We start from the raw sequence: 17,039 nt of genomic DNA on the forward strand, positions 1-17,039 counted from the left end.
TCCGGTGATTATAGCAAGAGGGAAACGCCTGGTTCCATTCCGAACCCAGAAGCTAAGACTCTTAGCGCCGATGGTACTGCACTTTTGTGGGTGTGGGAGAGTAGGTCGTTGCCGGTTTATTGTTGATAAAGACCGCTGAGGAAACTCAGCGGTCTTTTTTGTTTACCCCTCTACAGAGTCTTTAGAGGTTATTCCCCTTTCTATCTCTAGCTGGCGGATATACACAAACCCGCGGGGTAGAATGCTTGATCAAGCACTCTATCCCGCGGGCTTTTCGAATATATGACCTCTTAGGCGTTCTTCCAGGGATCCTCAACCGGACGAGCAGCAGAGTATGCAGCGGCACCGGCAGCACCCAGAGCCACCAGCAGACCCACAAATGCCAGACCCTTACGGGGGCGCTTGCCGCCATTGCGAGCAATACGAGCCAGTTCCTTCTCGCTAGCCTTCAGGGTCTTAGCGGTAGCCTTACGAGCCTTCTTCAGGGCGCGCTCATTGCCGGTCAGCTTCTCAGCAAACATAGCGGCGGTCTTGGGATCGACCAGCTGCTCAGCCTTCTCAGCAACAGCCATGGACGCTACCACTGCGGCAGCCTTTGCAGCCTTAGCTGCCTTACGCTTCTTGCAGAACATTGTTCCTCCTTGGATAGTGCCGCCTCCGCATCGAGGGAGGAGGCAAATAAATCTGCTACTTCTTAGGATAAAAGGTTTAGCCCAAAATACCCACCGCACATGGGGCTAGAGAGCCAAATAATCCCCTCATCTGCCCCAGGCAGAGAGCATCTGTTCACGCCCGGCTAAATTGCCCAAAGACGAATATAGGGCGCTTCATGTGGCATAGGGGGCGTGTGCCATGAGAAAATAGGGGTATGACTATTGCAACTGCTAAGGCAACTATCCACACCAACTACGGTGATATTCACGTGGACCTCTTCGGTAACCACGCACCCCTGACCGTAGAGAACTTCATCGGTCTCTCCGATGGCTCCCGCGAGTGGAAGCACCCTCGCACCGGCGAAATCATGTCCCAGCCCCTGTACAAGGACGTGGTTTTCCACCGCATTATCAAGGACTTCATGATTCAGGGCGGTGACCCCCTGGGTCTGGGCATCGGCGGCCCCGGCTACCAGTTCAAGGACGAGTTCCACCCCGAGCTCTCCTTCTCCAAGCCCTACCTGCTGGCTATGGCAAACGCAGGCCCGGGCACCAACGGTTCCCAGTTCTTCATCACCACCCAGCCCACCGAGTGGCTGAACAACCGCCACACCATCTTCGGTGAGGTCTCCGATGAAGAGTCCAAGAAGGTTGTGGACGCTATTGAGAGCGTACAGACCGGCCCCCAGGACCGCCCCGTTAAGGACGTTGTGATCTCCTCGATCGATATCGAGAAGCTCTAATCTTTTTCACACTCAGCCCCCGCGCTTGCACCCCACAACGGTGCTGAGCGCGGGGGCTGAGCTTTATATGACCTGCCCGTCCCTCGCGATTCATAAGGATATGTATGACAGAGCAGCACCCCGAACATAGCTCCGCCTCCCCCGCTTATATACCCGAAGCCTCCACCAACCCCGCCGCTTCTGGCTTAGGGTCTAGCTCTTACAGCCCACTGGAGGCTACAGGAGCTGCGCAGAGCCAAGAAGAGCCTGTATGCCCGCGTCACCCCGACCGCGTCTCCTACGCCCGCTGTAAGCGCTGTATGCGCCCCGCCTGCGGTGCCTGCCAAGTGCAGATGGAGGTGGGTATGCTCTGCGCCGATTGCTACCGAGAGCTCTCCGCCGCCGCGGCAGCCGCTCGACCGGCTCCCTTTAAACCCTGGGCGACCTACACGCTGATCTCCTTGAATGTTCTGGTTTACGCTCTGCAGTGGATGGTTCCCAGCTTCTTCCAGAACTTCGCGCTCAACTGGGCCTATGTGGACTACTACGAGGGAATCAACGGCTACTACCGTGCGCTAACCAGCGGCTTTATGCACTCCCAGTACGACTACACACATATTCTCTTCAATATGTTCTCCCTGTACATTTTCGGTACCGCCCTGGAGAGAATGCTGGGACGCTGGCGCTTTGTGACCATCTATATCGCCTCGATTCTGGGCGGCTCGGCGATGGTCTATCTGCTTGCCTATAGGGATACCGTGGTGGGTGCCTCCGGCGGTATTTTCGGTCTGATTGGCTCCTATTTGGTGCTGCTGGTACTCATGAAGCAGCGTGAGCAGATTCGCTCCCTGATGGGTATGATCGGTCTGAATGTGGTCATGGGCTTTGTGATGCCCAATATTTCCTGGCAGGGACATCTGGGTGGCTTTATTGCCGGAGTTGTGGTGACCCTGGTGGTCATTGCTCCGCAGCTGATTCAGGTTCAAAAGCTCAAAAAGGAGCACCATCTCTAAGAGTCGTATGACAGGCACTAGAGTGAAGAGATTCCCCGATGTGCTATAGCACATCGGGGAATTTTTTGCTCCGAGCCCTCTGATACCCGTGAAAATGGGGGAGAGGCGCGTGGAGAACCTGAAACTTTTGTAATTACATAAATCCACAGACTGGGTTTTAAGTTATCCCCAGCTGTGGAGAAAGCTGGGGATAAGTCTTACATGCATGTAATTTAGGGGAGAATCTAGCGCAGAATCAAAGTCTTTAAGGGGTGAGTTTCATTCGTGAAATTACACGAATGTAGTTATACACAGTGTGGAAAAGTCCTGTGGAAAACTTGCGCGAGCGCAGAAAATCCCCGGGATTTAAGGCAAAAAGCCTTAAATCCCGGGGATTTTCAGCTATCCACAGCTAGTGGATAGAGGCGTACTCTTCAGCCTCCTGCACCAGCTGCGGCGAAAGCTCAACACCCGTATAGAGCTTGAACTGCTCGGCAGCCTGCAGGGCAATAATATCGCCACCGTGAATAATCTGCTGAGAACGCTCGCGCGCCGCGCGCACCAGGGGCGTGGCAACCGGCAGAGCCACCGCATCCACAATCACCCGCGCGCTATCAATGAAAGACAGAGGGAATGCGAGAGTCTCGCTCTCATCTGCACCCTCCATGCCTAGAGGAGTGACATTGACCAGCACCGCAGGGTGAGCGGTCGCCAAAGAAGCATCGGAGAGCTGATCCTCATGCGGCACCCAATCCCAGCCGTAACTAGAAGCCAAAGCGCGACCTGCCCGCTCATTGCGCGCCAGAATAGTCACCGCTTTAAAACCCGCACGATAAAAAGCACCCGCAACAGCAGAAGCCATACCGCCCGAGCCACGCAGCAGAACCGGCAGGGTAGGATCCACAGCGCGCTCAGTCAGCAGTTGGGAAACCGCCAAAACATCGGTGTTATACGCCTTGAGATGACCATCAGTATTAACCACGGTATTAACCGCACCGATGACCGCGGCAGATTCGTCCACCTCATCCACCAGCTCCAGCACGCGCTGCTTATGAGGCATAGAGACAGAGCAACCGCGAATACTCAGCGCACGCACACCGGCAATAGCACCGTCAATATCCTCTACACGATGAGCCTTATAGATAAAATTCAGCCCCAGCTTCTCATAGAGATAATTGTGGAAACGATTACCGTGCTCGGAGGGGCGCGCCGAGACCGAAATACACAGCTGAGTATCGCGATTAACCTGCATAATTCCCCCTTTAGCTCTGCTGAGCCTGCTTGCCCTCAACAACATTACGCAGCAGCTTAGCGGTGCGCTCGCGCAGCTTATCGCTAGCCGCCACAAAAGAAATATCGCCGGTATCCACGGTGGGAACGGTGGAATTGCCATCGTTCAGGCTCTGAACATGAGCCTCAGCCTGGGGATCTTCCCAAATATTTACCCAGGTAGCCTCATCGCCCAGGGCACCCAGGTGTGCATCCAGGCGCTCGCAGAAGGGGCAGCCCGGACGCCAATAAATCACGACACCGCCATTAGCGATGGTTTCGCGAGCTTGCTGCTGAGTGGACTGAGAACGCTCCAACATAATTTTCTCCTTGAGGGTTGATTCTTTATATACAGCATAAAGGCTCCCGTAACCCTACGGGAGCCCCTACACCTTACTTACCGGTGAACTTCTCGCTCAGCGACTGAGCCTGCTCGGAAATAACCTCGCCGGCCTTCTGAGCCATATCGTCGTTCACAACTTCCTTGCCAGCCTTGTCATTAATCAGGTCCTGAGCCTTGTCAACGCCCTGCTCAACCAGACCCTTAATATCGAAACCCATGAATTCTCCTTGAGTAGACCCCGCAATGGGGGAGTAAGTGGATTAGCCCGCACGCTTACGGGCTGTGCTGTTCACTATAACTGCTGAGGCGGACACTTTATGCCCGCATACGCCCAAAAGATAGCCACAACACAGAGTATTAGTCGCGCTTATAGGCAATATCCGCGGCATAACCAGCGCGCATGGGCAAAAAGCGCGGGGGTGCCCAGCCGCACGAGGCATAGAGATGCGCAATGGCATCCGCGGTACTCTCCAATAGCTCCTGCGGCATCAGAGCCATAACGGCACCGCCAAAACCACCGCCCACAATACGGGCACCCAGGGCGCCGTGTTCCAGACAAAGGCGCACCGTCTCATCAATTTCCACGCGGGATACGCGCAGCTCATCCCTCATAGACACAAAAGACTCTGTGAGAAGATGGCCCAGTTCTTTATAGAGCTTCTGCCGCTCTTGAGGCTCAGCGGTAGTTTCCAAAGCCTTGAGCACATAGATAGCACGGGGGACAAGCATCATATCGTGGAAGGCGTGGCGCACCCAGCCGCGCGGAAAATCCGGGGGAGTGCCTTCAGCATCTTCTAAAGCCAACATGGCGGCATTGGTACAAGAATCCACACGATTGGCGCGCTGTGCCTTTGCCTCGCGCTCGGGTACGTCGGCAAAGCTCAGATCCTCCGGCAATGCCCGGCGCAAAAAACTATAGCCCAGGGCATGGGAAGCCGATTCGGAGGCGGCGCGGCGTGCGGCAAAGCCACCGTCGATCAGCTCATGCGGGGTATTGGTATCAATGACCAGCCAGGCAAGTCCATCCTGCTCGGGTGCAACGTGCAGAGGTTCAATAGAAAAATCACGAAAATCAATCGCAAGCGCTTGTCCCGGCAGAGAACGCAGGGCAGCACTTTGATCCAAACCGCCCGTTTGAGCTCCCGCAATGGTGTTTTCAGCATTAATACACACCTGCGCCAAGCGGGCGCGTAGGGCATCATTGGCGGCGCTGCGATCCTGGGCTGCACGGTCAATTTCGACGCAATTTTCACGCTGCGGGCAGGAAAGATCCAGCAGAGCGAGCGCCGTAGAGGCCTCTAGAGCAGCAGAGGAAGAAAGACCGCCGCCAACCGGCACGCGGGAATTAATATAGAGATCGGCGCCGAAATGCTCGGGTAAGGCAATATCGCGACCACCCTCCTGATTCATAGCCCAGGCAACCCCGGCAACATAGGTAAACCAGCCCTTGAGCTGGCCGGGCACAATATCGCTAATCATGACGGTGCGTGTATCGGCAGGCATTTGGGCGCTGGCTGCGCGCAGCACACCGTCAGTGCGGGCACTACCTGCAATATAGGTGCGATAGGGCAGCGGCATGGGCAGGCAGGTGCCTCCCAAGAAATCAATATACTCGCCCAGTAGGTTCAGGCGCCCGGGTGCGGACCATACACCTTCGGGCTCATAGCCATAGGCTGAAATAAAGCTGGCACGGACGCGCTCAATCTCCTGAGCATCATCGGGTAGGCTTTCCCAGTGGGCGCCCAAGCTGGGCGATATCTCGGGGGAGGAAGTCATAGAATCATCTTTCTGAGATAGATGTTTCACGTGAAACATAAGAAGACCGGGTGTGCACCCATCAAGGGGAACACACCCGGTACTACTTTCGCTCTTAGTGCTGAAGAGTCATCTCAATAGCCTCACGCAAGGAGGCTAGATAAGCGGCACGACCGGCATCCGTAGGATCTAGAGGGCCCTCAATCACCTCGGCAAACATGACGCGGTTCTGCTGCTCCTCAATCAAATCCAGAGAGATATGAGTCAGTAGGCGAGCGCGCATCATAGCCTGCTCATCGCTAAAGCCAAGAACCAGCAGATCCTGAGCAATAGCGGCGGTCGGGGCAATGGAATCCTTGTGCAGGTTCAGTGCCAGGCGCATTACCTGCGAACCCTCACGAATGGGGTAGAGCACCGAATAGAGCACATCCCCACGCTGCAGCAGGGACTGCGCAATGCGCTGGCGATCGCGAGTACCCGCGGCTACAGAAAGCTCAGAAGGAGCCTTCTCCAAAATAAAATCAGCCAGGTCGATCAGTAGCTGCTGCTTAGAATCGACATGATAGTAGAGTGCGCCGGGAGCAACATCAAGCTCCTGAGCCAATCGGCGCATGGACAGTTCAGCCACACCACGCTCGGTCATGACCTCACGTGCGGCTTCCAGAATCTTAGTATGAGAAAGTGCCACATATCCATTCTAAAACTTTCCGCATCAGAATGGGATAAAAAGAGCCAAAGAAGCAAAAAATCCATGCCTAAGGCATAACTGCCTCGTAAATTTCGCCCAAAGGTGTTTAATACTTGTATGAGCAATACCTATTCTGAACTGGTAGACAGCATTAACGCCGGTAATAATCTGAGCGTTGAGCAGGTACACGACCTGCTGCTGGCAGAAGACGGGCAGGACTTCGCCCTGATTGAAGCGGCATCCATTCTGCGCCGCAATGAATTCCGCAATATGATCGCCATTGAGGCGCCCAAGGAACTGGCAGACGCCATGAGTACCCGCGCCATTTCCACCGCGAACTACGACCTGCTGGACATTAGTCACGATATCGACTCCCAGGAGCTGGCTGAACAGCTCGTGGCTCTGCGCGAATCCAAGGCGGTTGGTTTTAGTGTCAAGCTGCCCGAAAACGCAATCCCCATGAGCCTGCTGCGAATCCTCGCTATTGCTCGCCTGGCAGCACCCCAGAAGGTTATTCACCTGCCCGAAGGCTTTGAAGACGCACTGCGCTCGCTGACCTCCCTATCCCTGCACGTGGTTAGCGCCATTACCATTAGCGACGATTTGGATCGTTGGGAAACCGTCAACGATCTGCTCAAGTCCATGCGCCACGGCGGTATTGTCATCGCCGGCTCCGGTAGCGCCAACCCCCTGGCAGGCTACCTGAACTACCTGGCAAGTCAGGGTGTTGACCTGATGGGTATCGGCGGCGCTCGCGGCTCTTCCTGTGGCTCCGCTGATGGCGGCGGATGCTGCGGCGGTCACGATGAGGCACCCGCTGCCTCCGCCGGTGGTTGCGGTTGTGGGTCCGGTGGTTGCGGCGGTCACGCAGAGCCGGAACCTGAGCCCGTGGTGGAAGGCTGTGGCTGTGGATCGGGTGGCTGCGGTAGCTACAATGCTGAACCGGAACCCGAGCCTGAACCCGAACCTCTGGTTGAGGGCTGTGGTTGCGGTAGTGGCGGTTGCGGTAGCTACAACGGCTAATAGGTGTGAGATTTTCTAAGAGCCCGGTGCGAGTATCTAAATCATACTCGCGCTGGGCTCCTTCTCTATGCTCTAGCGGGTGAAAATAGGGTAGAGAGGCTCAAAAGGTCGAAAAGTTACGCCCATAGGGTGAGAAAGCTCCCTCGCTCGCTAAAAACCAGGCTCAGTAGAGTAAGGGTGCGCTAGAGTAAAAGGGAGTGCACCCGCGATAAAGAAAGGGGACACCCGCGCCTCATGCTCTACTTGACGACCATTATTATTATTCTGCTCGCCACCGTTTTTATGGTGGGACTGGGCGAACGTATTAACCTTCCCTGGCCGGTCATGATGACCCTGCTGGGCTTGGGCACCATGGCATTCCCCTGGGTGCCCCACATTGATATTGACTCCAGCATTATTCTGCCGATCTTCCTACCGCCCCTGCTCTGGGCTATCGGTGTGAAATTCTCCTGGGGTGCTCTGCGCCGCCGCTGGAAATCCGTACTGCTTTACTCGGTGCTGCTGACCACCGCCTCCGCCCTTGCCGTGGCGGGCTCGGTCATGTGGTGGGTGCCGGGCATGAGCGTTGCTATGGCTCTGGCAATCGGCGCCGCTATTGCTCCCCCCGACCCCGTGGCGGTGGAGGCAGTGGCAGAGCCGGTGGGTATTCCCCGCCGCCTGATTGCTACCCTGCAAACCGAGGGTAGTTTTAACGACGCTATCTCCCTGGTGCTCTTCCACGCAGCTATTCACGCCATTGAAAGCGGTCACCATGTGGATGCCCTGCAGGTCAGTATAGATTTTGTTGCGGGTTCCGCCCTGGCGGTTGTTATCGGTTATCTCTTTGGCTGGGTGGGTGGCTATGTGCGCCGCGCAGCCTACGGTACCGTGGCACGAAGCGCCGTGAGCCTGGTGATTCCTTTCGCTGCCTACCTGGTGGCTGAACATATTCACGCCTCGGGCGTTATTGCCGTGGTCATTGCCGCGATTCAGTTCTCCAGCACCAAGAACCTGGTGGCGCTGGATGCTGAGGACCGTCTGGCCAATGCCTCTTTCTGGCAGGTGATTGAGTTGCTGCTGACCGGTCTTGCCTTCGGCCTGATTGGCCTGCAGGCAAGCGGTATTATCTCCAGCGCCAACCCGGAACGACTGCTAACCCTCTTTATGCAGGGCGCTATGATTTCCGCCGTGGCTATTGCCGTGCGTCTGGCGTGGTTCGGTGCTGTGTGGCTTGCCGGTACCGCCAAGGGAAGCCCCGTACACGGTGGCGCACCCCGCTCCTTTGCCGAGGTGCTCATTATGACCTGGTCGGGTATGCGCGGTCTGGTGACGCTGATTCTGGCGCTGTCCATCCCCATGATTGAGGGCTATGAGCACCTGCGCGAAGACGCTATCGTGATTGCAATTTCCGTGCTCGCCTTTACCCTGGTGCTGCCGGGCCTGACCCTGCCGACCCTGATGAAGGTACTCAAGGTAGAGGTGGACGAGAGCGAAAAGGACGCCGTCTCCTCCCTGCTGAAGATCGCTCAGGACGCCGCCCTGGTCGCCATTCAGGAAGAAGCGAAGGATACCAGCCCCGAGGTTCAAGAGCGCGTGACCGATATGTGCACCGCTATTACCCGCCGCGATGATCTGCGTGAAATGGTACCTGAGAACTTCCAACCTCGATTGGATGCTCTGAAGAAGAGCAAGGAAGAGTACGCGCGTATTCGAGACGCGGCAATGGCTGCAGCTCAGGCTGAGGTGCTCTCGGCTCAGGATCGCTACGACCCGGATGATGTCTACCGTGTGGTGCGTAAGCTCGATATTCTCTCCCAAGCGGATGCTATCCGTCAGACTACCAATCAGAGCTTTGTGCTGCCGGGTCTTGCCGCCGGTGCCGTGGCACTGGAGCGCTATAACCTGGTGCGTCAGCATCTGAACCTGGGTACCTCCTCAATCCCCGTGATTGCTAACGCTCCCTCCTCGCCCTTTATGAGTCAGGTGGATTCGGGTGAGCAGCGCACTTCCTAAGTCTCAAAGAATGATTGAGAAATAGGTCAAGGAGAACTTGAGGCTCTTGCGCCGTCATATTCTTGGAGTTTTATCCTGAATATGGCGGCGCAAGTGTAGTTTATGCACCTTTTCCCCTAGAATATAAGGGGAGTACCTATTTATATATAGCAACTTCGCTATATAGCTGGTACTGAATATTGTCACTTACTCGCTGTCTATGGAAAGAAAAATGGACCTTAGCCTGATCAAAAAGCTCTCCCCCGCCTACTACACCTCCATCGCGGCCATTTTCCTTGGTGCCCTGGCATACTCCAGCTCCACCGTATGGCTCTCCGTGCTGGGCATGATCCTGCTGCTGCTGGCACTGGGACTGAACTTCTACGCCGTGTACCTGATGATTGCCCGCCAGGCAGGTCTGAGCACCCCGGCGGTTATTGAACGCCTGGATAACCTGGGCGCCAAGGCGGAACAGCAGATCCACGATGTTGAAAACCAGCTGCAGGAAAACTACGATAACCACCGTATTGCTCGCGCCGAGGCAAAGAGCCAGGCGGCAGAGCAGGCAGTTGAAAAGGCAAAGGCACAGGCAGCCGAGCATGCCGCAGAACGCGCTGCCGAAGCCTCCCAGGCAGATATTGATGAGGCTGAAACCCAGTCCCAGCCCGTAGTAGCTCCCCGCCGTAGCGTGCTACCCAAGCGTAGCGCTCGCTAAGGAAAGAGAGCCATGAACACTTCCTTCCTGCGATCCCCTGCGTACCTGCTCTCCATTACCCTGCTGCTCATGGGCGCTATTTTTAGCGGCACCCGCTATATGCTCATTGGCTGGATTCTTTTCATTGTGGGCCTGGCGCTAAACGCCATGGCGCTGGTGGTCCTTGCCAATCGCGACCGCCTGCACGCCATTGATGAAGCGGCACATAATGATGTGCTGCGCGCTCCCAAGAAGAACGCCCCCAAACGCTAAGCAACCATAGCGGCAGCTAAGAGACAGAATATCCCCCGGATAGCTCAGCTATCCGGGGGATATTTGTATAGACTGCATGCATCAAGGAACGGGTACTGATAACCTCCTTTAAGATTGCTGCAGGTTCTGCAGCATCTGGCTAAAGGGAGTCACGCTAAAACCGTGGCTGCTCTTCTTAGCTGCGGGCTCATCAAAGGGCGAAACACCGCCGCGAGCCACACCGAAGAAGGAACCGCTATTGGCGCCGCCCGCCTCGTCAAAGGGAGCATTCTCGCCCACCAGGGCACCGTCTACCTGAGCACCGGGAACCACCGGAGCATCAGCGTGAGCTGCCGCTACAGGAGCCTGAACGGGCTCCAGAGGCAGACCCGCCAGGGCGCCGGTGAGCTGCACAAACTCGGTGACCGAGGTGCGAATACGATTGGGCAGGGTTGCGTCCGAACCGAAGTCCGCAGTTGCCGCAAAGACCGCACTGGGAATCACAATGCCCTTCAGGTATCCCATCAGAGAGCGAATGGACTCAATCGCCAGGGAATGACGCGCGGTGCCGCCAGTTGCCGCGGGAAGTACCACGGTCTTGGCAAGGGAACCCTCGTCCACAGTATCCCAGAAGGACTTGAACAGACCCGAGTAGCTCGCCTTGAAAATCGGGGTTACCGCAATAACGCCCTGGGCATCCGCAATGGTGCTGTGAGCCGCCTCCAGAGCGGGGGAGGGGATGCCGGTCAAGAAGTACTGCATAATATCGTTACCTAGAGCGCGCAACTCAATATGCTCAATAACAATCTCGGTGCCGGAGGCTGCAAACTGGGCGCGAGCCTCATCTCCCAGCTGGTCGGCAAGCAGAGCCGTGCTGGAGGGAACCGAAAGACCTGCACTGACCAGGGCAATACGAAGAGTAATCATCATATATTCCTATCTATTCGACGCGAGCTGTTTTAGTTGACGCCCTTGTAGGAAGGGTCGGTGTGCACACCGCCGGGCAGAGCAATCTTGCCCTCAGCATGGCGCTTGAGCATGACCTTGCGGGTGGGTGCGGGAGCCGCATTTGGGGAACGCAGAGCCTCAAATTCCTTACGCAGAACGGGCACGACCTCTTCACCCAGCAGATCCAGCTGTTCCAGAACGGTCTTGGTGGGCAGACCCGCGTGATCCACCAGGAAGAGCTGGCGCTGGTAGTCGCCCGCGTACTCGCGGAAGGAGAGGGTCTTCTCAATAACTTCCTGCGGGGAGCCGACGGTCAGAGGGGTCTGCTCCATGAAGCTCTCCATGGAGGGGCCGCCACCGTAGACCGGTGCGTTATTGAAGAAGGGGCGGAACTCGTTCTTAGCGTCCTGGGAGTTCTTGCGCATAAAGACCTGGCCACCCAGACCCACAATTGCCTGCTCGGCGGTGCCGTGGCCGTAGTACTCGTAGCGCTCGCGGTAGAGCTCAATCATGCGCTGAGTGTGCTCCTTGGGCCAGAAGATATTGTTGTGGAAGAAACCGTCACCGTAGAATGCTGCCTGCTCGGCGATTTCGGGGGTGCGGATCGAGCCGTGCCAGACGAAGGGTGCCACATTATCCAGGGGGCGCGGGGTTGCGGTGAAGCCATTGAGCGGGGTGCGGTGCTTACCGGACCAGTTCACGCGCTCTTCACGCCAAAGCTTGTGCAGCAGGGCGTAGTTTTCGATGGCCAGTTCCACGCCCTCGCGAATATCCTTGCCGAACCAGGGGTAGACCGGGCCGGTGTTGCCGCGGCCGAGCATCAGGTCGGTGCGGCCGTCTGCCAGGTGCTGCAGGGTGCCGTAGTCTTCGGCGATGCGTACCGGGTCGGTGGTGGTAATCAGGGTGGTTGCGGTGGAGAGGGTGATCTTCTCGGTCTGTGCCGCAATATATGCCAGGGTGGTGGTGGGGGAGGATGCGATAAAGGGCGGGTTGTGGTGCTGGCCGGTTGCGAAGACGTCCAGGCCTACTTCTTCCGCGTGCTTTGCGATGGTGACCAGGTCCTTCTGACGCTGGTATTCGCTGGGGGTAACACCGGTGAGGGGGTTGCGGGTCAGATCGCCTACGCTAAAGATACCGAATTCCATGAGTTTTTCCTTTCATTGATGCTGTCTATCTCTTGGATGTCTCCAGTCTACAGGAAAATACTTTACATGTAAAGTATTTGGAAAGTGTGAGGTTGGGAATGGTTGTTATTGCTTGTTAGACAGGTTTACGATTTGAGTTATGGTGGTGCCGATGTGGGATGGGCTTCTCATTGGAGGCCCGAGTCATACTTCAAATATTGCATATATGAAACATTTGAAGCTCTCGCTCTCTACCTGCTCAGGGTGGGGTGTGGGAATGGTTGGTATTTCGGTATATAAAAATCGACCCCGTATGTTCTTGCGGGGTCGATAGCAGCGTGGTGATCGCTAATGCTGTTCGGCATTATCGGCTTGAGGATTGGAAGCGAAGATGGCAAAAGATTCAATGCTCGCGCGAGCCGAGGCCGTGAGTGCCTTGTTTTCGCTCAAAATACGCTCCGACAACTCCGCCATAAAATCCAGATACTCCTGCTTAGGTTCAGCCTGCCATGCCATGCGTGCCGCCTCCAGAGCCGCAAAATCACGCCAGAAACTACGCACCATCGTATTGCGCACCCACATAAGCACCAGAATGAGTGCCAGGGGAACCAAGCACCATGCGCTCTGCCAGAGAAGATATATGGCGATCGTGGTAGCCAGCAAAACCACCGACAGGGTGGTCGCGGGAACAATAGGGCTCGGGGGCTTCAATCTCTGATTCTTTACCAGGGAAGCGCGTGCCTCGGCACGGAAAATCTCACCCAGGCTCGGGTTCTTCTCGCTCATAAACCTAAAATCCTAACTCTGCAGGGTGATAATCATGTTTCACGTGAAACATTGACTCCTCCCCCCGGATATTTTTATAGATAGTGCGCGTATTATTTCGCAGCCGCCGAGCGCTCAATCGGCTCCTCAAGCAGCCCATCAATGAGCTCATGGGTGCTCGTAATCACGCGATCCGTCGCGCGCTTGACCGACAGGGGAGAACACTCAAAAGAAGCACTCACATCAGCCCAGCGGTGCATGGGAATATCATTATAAGAATCACCCACACTCACCCAGGTATACTCGGCCGGAGCAAGATAGCGTGCCAGCCAATCCAGTCCCGTACCCTTTGAAGAAGCGGGTGGCACAATATCCAAAAAGTCCTGATTCTTATGGCAATCAATGCGCTCACCGAAGCTGGCAAGAATCCACTCGTAGACCTCATCGCGCAGGCGCGCATCCGGAATCCAGAAGGGAATACCCACATACTCGTGGCTCTCCAGATCCTCTAGCGCCAGGGGTTCAAAAGCCGCCAAAATACTGGTAGAAGAATCCAGCGCACCACCCAAGCGGAAATCATACTCCAGGCTGGTTGCAAAAAGAGCTAGACCCTGATGATCGCCCCATTTCTCAACACAGGAGCGCACAATATCAACCGGTAGCGTCTGCTTATACAAAACTGTGTAATCAGCATCGGTCACCACAGCACCGGTATAGAGCACATTGTAATCAAAGCGAATTGAGGTGTCTTTTAGGGCATAGCGTGCGGCATAAATGCTCTTACCCGTGCACGCCACCGCAAGATTGCCCGCCTGCTGCCAGCGCGCAATAGCGGCTTGATCCTCGCCGCTTACGCCGTGCTGAAATAAAATCGTGCCGTCAAAATCAAAAGCCATTGCCATGGTCATAGCTGCGCTCCTATCCCTAGACTTTTCTACTATCCAGTGTACGTGCTGCCAGTTTCCAAAAATAGTGGAAAGACCAGCCTGTCGGTATTGAAAAGCCTGTACAGAAAAGCGGGCATAGAAAAGCCGGCGTGCCCCATATAAGGAACACGCCGGCTTTAAAGCTCATACAAGCTTAGATTACACTCTCATATCTTAGAGACCCAGGAAGCCGGTGTAGGCACCCGCAATACCCACGGCGAACAGACCGAAGATAATCCAGATAGCGTTAACCTTCTTCTTCAGCAGCCACATGCACAGGAAGCACAGCGCCAGCGACGCCAGGCCCGGCAGCAGCTGATTCAGGATGGACTGAACGGTCACATCTACATGAGCACCGGTCTGATCGGTGTACTCGGTGAGCTTGAGCGGAATATTCACACTCGTCCAGCGGTACACCAGAGCACCCATCACAAACAGACCCATCACGGAGGCACCCTGAGTGATCTTCTGCAAGGTGTTACCGCCCGCCTCCGATACAATCTCGGTACCCTTTTCGTAGCCGTACTTAAAGCCGTACCAGCGGGTTGCCCAGCGGATAGCGGACAGGCCAAAGAAGAAAATCAACGGGCCCAGAATATTGCCGGCAATAGCGAAGGATGCGCCAATAGCTGCCAGCACAATACGTGCGGTACCCCAGTAGATCGGGTCACCCACACCAGCCAGCGGGCCCATTAGACCCACCTTCACATTGGTGATAGCGGCGTCGTCAATATCCTTGCCGGCTGCCTTCTCGCGCTCCATAGCTGCGGTCACACCCATAATGGAGGATGCAACCCACGGCTGGGTATTGAAGAACTCCAGGTGGCGGGTCAGCGCCTCCGCCTGCTCTTCCTTGGTGCTGTAGAAACGCTTAATCGCCGGGATCATCGAGACCGCGAAACCGATCGACTGCATACGCTCGAAGTTAAAGGAACCCAGCAGGAAGGTCGAACGGAAATAGGTGTTGATCTTATCGCCCTGAGTCAGTTCGGGAACTTCGCGGGTCTGCTTTTCAAGATTCAGATTTTCACTCACGGGATTCTCCTACTCCAGCTCGTTATCAAGATCATTGGACGGGGCAGCAACCACAACAGTCTCGCTCTTGTGGAAGAGTGGGTTCAGCTGGGTGTAGAGTAGACCCAAAATAGCGCCCAGAATACCAATGCCCACCAGGTTCAGCTGAGCCATGCTGGACAGAGCCACGGACAGATCAGCCGGGCCACCGGTTACCGCGATGGACTGGCCAGCCGGGATAGCGGAAGCAGCAATGAAGCCCAGGAAGAAGAAGGGCATAAGAGCCTTGGAACGCATCATGTTCACCACCATGGCGAAACCAACCACGGTAATCATGCCACCTGCAATACGCAGACCCATGGTCACCTCGGCGGGGATAGCGTTGAGCATAGCGTTTAGGGAGTCGGTGCTAATAGCCGCCACGATTGCGGTCGGAATAGCCACACGCAGACCCTGCAGCACCATACCGGAAATGTGCATTGCCTCAATGCCGCGGAAGTTTGCGGTCTTGGCAAAATTATCAGCCTGGTGCTGGAAGAAGACGGTAATGGTACGGACAAAAATGGTCAGCACCTGACCCGCTGCCGCCAGGGGTACAGCCACAGCAATACCGGTGGTGATGTCCTGGTGACCCTGGATCACCACAATAGCGGAAATGGTGGAGGCCAGAGCCGAGTCGGGAGCCATTGCGGCGCCCACGTTCATCCAGCCCAGAGCGATGAGCTCCAGAGCGCCACCGAGCATAATGCCGGTAGAAATAGCCCAGCCCGGGTCAGCAGAACCCGGTGCCAGAGCCAGACCCATGAGGGTACATGCAACCAGCGGGCGGTGGAACTGACGCTCATCAACCACCGACGCCACGCCGGCAATAAAGGCCACAATAATGACCAAAATAAATGCGAGAGGACTCATTACTTATCCAACCCCTTATCCTTCAAAACCTTTGCCAAATTCACCGGAGAGTGGTTCGGCAACTTCTGCAGAGTCAGCTTTACTCCGCGGGAGAGCAGTTCGCGGTACGCAGCCAGGTCCTCTTCGGAGGCGTAGACCGCATCCGAAAGCTGAACCATGCCCTGCTTGAAGGTCACGCCACCGACGTTAATTTCGGCGATTTCAATACCTTCATCCAGCAGACGCAGTGCGTCCACGGGGTTTTCCACCACGAACATGGTCTTCATGCCGGTGTACTTGGGGTTGGAGTAGACGCGGCCGCTCTTGGCAATATCCAGAACGTTGGTCTTCACACTGGTAGGAGCGACCTGCAGCAGCAGGGTCTTGCGCAGCTTATCGGCTGCCGCATTATCGGAGGCTGCAATCAGGGTCTGAGGTGCTACGTGAGGCACCCAGCTGCCGGCAACCTGACCGTGAATCAGGCGGGAGTCAATGCGCATAAAGACGGCGTCCATATGACCGCCGGGCACCTGCTGTTCAGCCGGAACTTCAACTGCTGCGGGCTTGGGAGCTTCCGCGGGCTTGGCAGCGGCGTCGGGCTGGTTTGCTTCCTGGTAGGAGCGAATACCCTTAGTGCCCGCTTTATGTGCCTTGGCAACCAAGGAGGACAGGGTTGCGCTCTTGCGGCCTGCGGCGCTGATAACTTCAACCAGCATGGGGATATTAACACCGGAAACAACATCGATGTTCTCGCGCTCTGCGGCAAAAAGTACTGCAGCGTTATAGGGGCTGCCACCGAAAAGGTCTACCAGCAGCAGAACTTCTTCTGCACCGCTTTCCTTTTCAATGCGAGCGTATTCTGCCTGCAGATCTTCCGGACCCTGACCGGGTAGGAAGGTGACCGCGTGAACATTCTCGAGGTTCCCGAGAATCATGCTGGCAGTGGATACAAGCGCCGGAGCGCTCTCACCGTGTGCTGCCACAATGATGGTGACCATAGTGGTCCTCT

Annotated in this window: 19 protein-coding genes and 1 rRNA gene; 7 read left to right on the forward strand and 13 right to left on the reverse strand. The window is 56.0% G+C overall.

Annotated features, from left to right (window positions below):
- Positions 1 to 117, forward strand: a 5S ribosomal RNA gene (rrf, locus tag Q4P78_RS00195).
- A gap of 173 nt (positions 118 to 290) precedes the next feature.
- Here the strand turns inward: rrf and Q4P78_RS00200 are convergent.
- Entirely contained in the window at positions 291 to 632 is a 342-nt protein-coding gene (locus Q4P78_RS00200; protein WP_303338291.1) for a hypothetical protein, read from the reverse strand.
- 236 nt (positions 633 to 868) lie between these two features.
- Between Q4P78_RS00200 and Q4P78_RS00205 the strand changes: the two genes are divergently transcribed.
- Together Q4P78_RS00205 and Q4P78_RS00210 are read left to right on the forward strand one after the other, a co-directional pair.
- Positions 869 to 1,396 (forward strand): peptidylprolyl isomerase, encoded by a 528-nt coding sequence (locus Q4P78_RS00205; protein WP_303338292.1) that lies wholly within the window; start codon positions 869 to 871, stop codon positions 1,394 to 1,396.
- A gap of 104 nt (positions 1,397 to 1,500) precedes the next feature.
- Positions 1,501 to 2,388 carry a rhomboid family intramembrane serine protease gene (locus Q4P78_RS00210; RefSeq protein ID WP_303338293.1) on the forward strand — a complete coding sequence of 296 codons (888 nt, stop codon included), beginning with the start codon at positions 1,501 to 1,503 and terminating at the stop codon, positions 2,386 to 2,388.
- A 391-nt stretch (positions 2,389 to 2,779) separates the two neighbouring features.
- Here Q4P78_RS00210 and Q4P78_RS00215 read toward each other — a convergent pair whose 3' ends face one another.
- From Q4P78_RS00215 to Q4P78_RS00235, 5 genes are all read right to left on the reverse strand, one after another.
- Positions 2,780 to 3,619, reverse strand: coding sequence for a shikimate 5-dehydrogenase (locus tag Q4P78_RS00215; protein ID WP_303338294.1), 840 nt, complete (start codon positions 3,617 to 3,619; stop codon positions 2,780 to 2,782).
- 10 nt (positions 3,620 to 3,629) lie between these two features.
- Positions 3,630 to 3,956 carry a glutaredoxin domain-containing protein gene (locus Q4P78_RS00220; RefSeq protein ID WP_303338295.1) on the reverse strand — a complete coding sequence of 109 codons (327 nt, stop codon included), beginning with the start codon at positions 3,954 to 3,956 and terminating at the stop codon, positions 3,630 to 3,632.
- 73 nt (positions 3,957 to 4,029) lie between these two features.
- Positions 4,030 to 4,197 carry a ribosome recycling factor gene (locus Q4P78_RS00225; RefSeq protein WP_303338296.1) on the reverse strand — a complete coding sequence of 56 codons (168 nt, stop codon included), beginning with the start codon at positions 4,195 to 4,197 and terminating at the stop codon, positions 4,030 to 4,032.
- A 139-nt stretch (positions 4,198 to 4,336) separates the two neighbouring features.
- The gene (locus tag Q4P78_RS00230) at positions 4,337 to 5,755 is read right to left on the reverse strand and encodes a galactokinase family protein (RefSeq protein WP_303338297.1); all 1,419 of its coding nucleotides are present in this window, start codon (positions 5,753 to 5,755) and stop codon (positions 4,337 to 4,339) included.
- A gap of 94 nt (positions 5,756 to 5,849) precedes the next feature.
- A complete protein-coding gene (locus tag Q4P78_RS00235; RefSeq protein ID WP_303338298.1) occupies positions 5,850 to 6,422 on the reverse strand; it encodes a helix-turn-helix domain-containing protein in 573 nt (190 codons plus the stop codon).
- Between the two features lie 117 nt (positions 6,423 to 6,539).
- Here Q4P78_RS00235 and Q4P78_RS00240 point away from each other — a divergent pair, with 117 nt between their 5' ends.
- The 4 genes from Q4P78_RS00240 to Q4P78_RS00255 all read left to right on the forward strand — a co-directional run bounded on the left by Q4P78_RS00240 (position 6,540) and on the right by Q4P78_RS00255 (position 10,383).
- Positions 6,540 to 7,445 carry a biotin synthase gene (locus tag Q4P78_RS00240; protein ID WP_303338299.1) on the forward strand — a complete coding sequence of 302 codons (906 nt, stop codon included), beginning with the start codon at positions 6,540 to 6,542 and terminating at the stop codon, positions 7,443 to 7,445.
- A gap of 234 nt (positions 7,446 to 7,679) precedes the next feature.
- Entirely contained in the window at positions 7,680 to 9,437 is a 1,758-nt protein-coding gene (locus Q4P78_RS00245) for a sodium:proton antiporter (protein ID WP_303338300.1), read from the forward strand.
- 211 nt (positions 9,438 to 9,648) lie between these two features.
- Positions 9,649 to 10,131, forward strand: a complete 483-nt coding sequence (locus Q4P78_RS00250; RefSeq protein ID WP_303338301.1) for a hypothetical protein — start codon at positions 9,649 to 9,651, stop codon at positions 10,129 to 10,131.
- Between the two features lie 12 nt (positions 10,132 to 10,143).
- On the forward strand, positions 10,144 to 10,383 hold the full coding sequence (locus tag Q4P78_RS00255; protein WP_303338302.1) for a hypothetical protein: 240 nt from the start codon (positions 10,144 to 10,146) through the stop codon (positions 10,381 to 10,383).
- A 108-nt stretch (positions 10,384 to 10,491) separates the two neighbouring features.
- Here the strand turns inward: Q4P78_RS00255 and Q4P78_RS00260 are convergent, their stop codons facing one another.
- The 7 genes from Q4P78_RS00260 to Q4P78_RS00290 all read right to left on the reverse strand — a co-directional run bounded on the left by Q4P78_RS00260 (position 10,492) and on the right by Q4P78_RS00290 (position 17,028).
- A complete protein-coding gene (locus Q4P78_RS00260) occupies positions 10,492 to 11,292 on the reverse strand; it encodes a CE1759 family FMN reductase (protein ID WP_303338303.1) in 801 nt (266 codons plus the stop codon).
- 29 nt (positions 11,293 to 11,321) lie between these two features.
- A complete protein-coding gene (locus tag Q4P78_RS00265; RefSeq protein ID WP_303338304.1) occupies positions 11,322 to 12,455 on the reverse strand; it encodes an LLM class flavin-dependent oxidoreductase in 1,134 nt (377 codons plus the stop codon).
- Positions 12,456 to 12,782: 327 nt separating this feature from the next.
- Positions 12,783 to 13,220, reverse strand: a complete 438-nt coding sequence (locus Q4P78_RS00270) for a hypothetical protein (RefSeq protein ID WP_303338305.1) — start codon at positions 13,218 to 13,220, stop codon at positions 12,783 to 12,785.
- 92 nt (positions 13,221 to 13,312) lie between these two features.
- Positions 13,313 to 14,107, reverse strand: a complete 795-nt coding sequence (locus Q4P78_RS00275; RefSeq protein WP_303338306.1) for an HAD-IIB family hydrolase — start codon at positions 14,105 to 14,107, stop codon at positions 13,313 to 13,315.
- A 192-nt stretch (positions 14,108 to 14,299) separates the two neighbouring features.
- Positions 14,300 to 15,160, reverse strand: a complete 861-nt coding sequence (locus Q4P78_RS00280) for a PTS system mannose/fructose/sorbose family transporter subunit IID (RefSeq protein ID WP_303338307.1) — start codon at positions 15,158 to 15,160, stop codon at positions 14,300 to 14,302.
- Positions 15,161 to 15,169: 9 nt separating this feature from the next.
- Complete coding sequence (locus Q4P78_RS00285; RefSeq protein ID WP_303338308.1) at positions 15,170 to 16,051, reverse strand: PTS mannose/fructose/sorbose transporter subunit IIC; 882 nt, start codon at positions 16,049 to 16,051, stop codon at positions 15,170 to 15,172.
- On the reverse strand, positions 16,051 to 17,028 hold the full coding sequence (locus Q4P78_RS00290) for a mannose/fructose/sorbose PTS transporter subunit IIA (RefSeq protein ID WP_303338309.1): 978 nt from the start codon (positions 17,026 to 17,028) through the stop codon (positions 16,051 to 16,053). The genes Q4P78_RS00285 and Q4P78_RS00290 overlap by 1 nt, the downstream gene beginning before the upstream one ends.
- Positions 17,029 to 17,039 lie beyond the last annotated feature (11 nt).

The organism is Rothia sp. (in: high G+C Gram-positive bacteria) (assembly GCF_030540545.1).
GTDB lineage: Bacteria > Actinomycetota > Actinomycetes > Actinomycetales > Micrococcaceae > Rothia.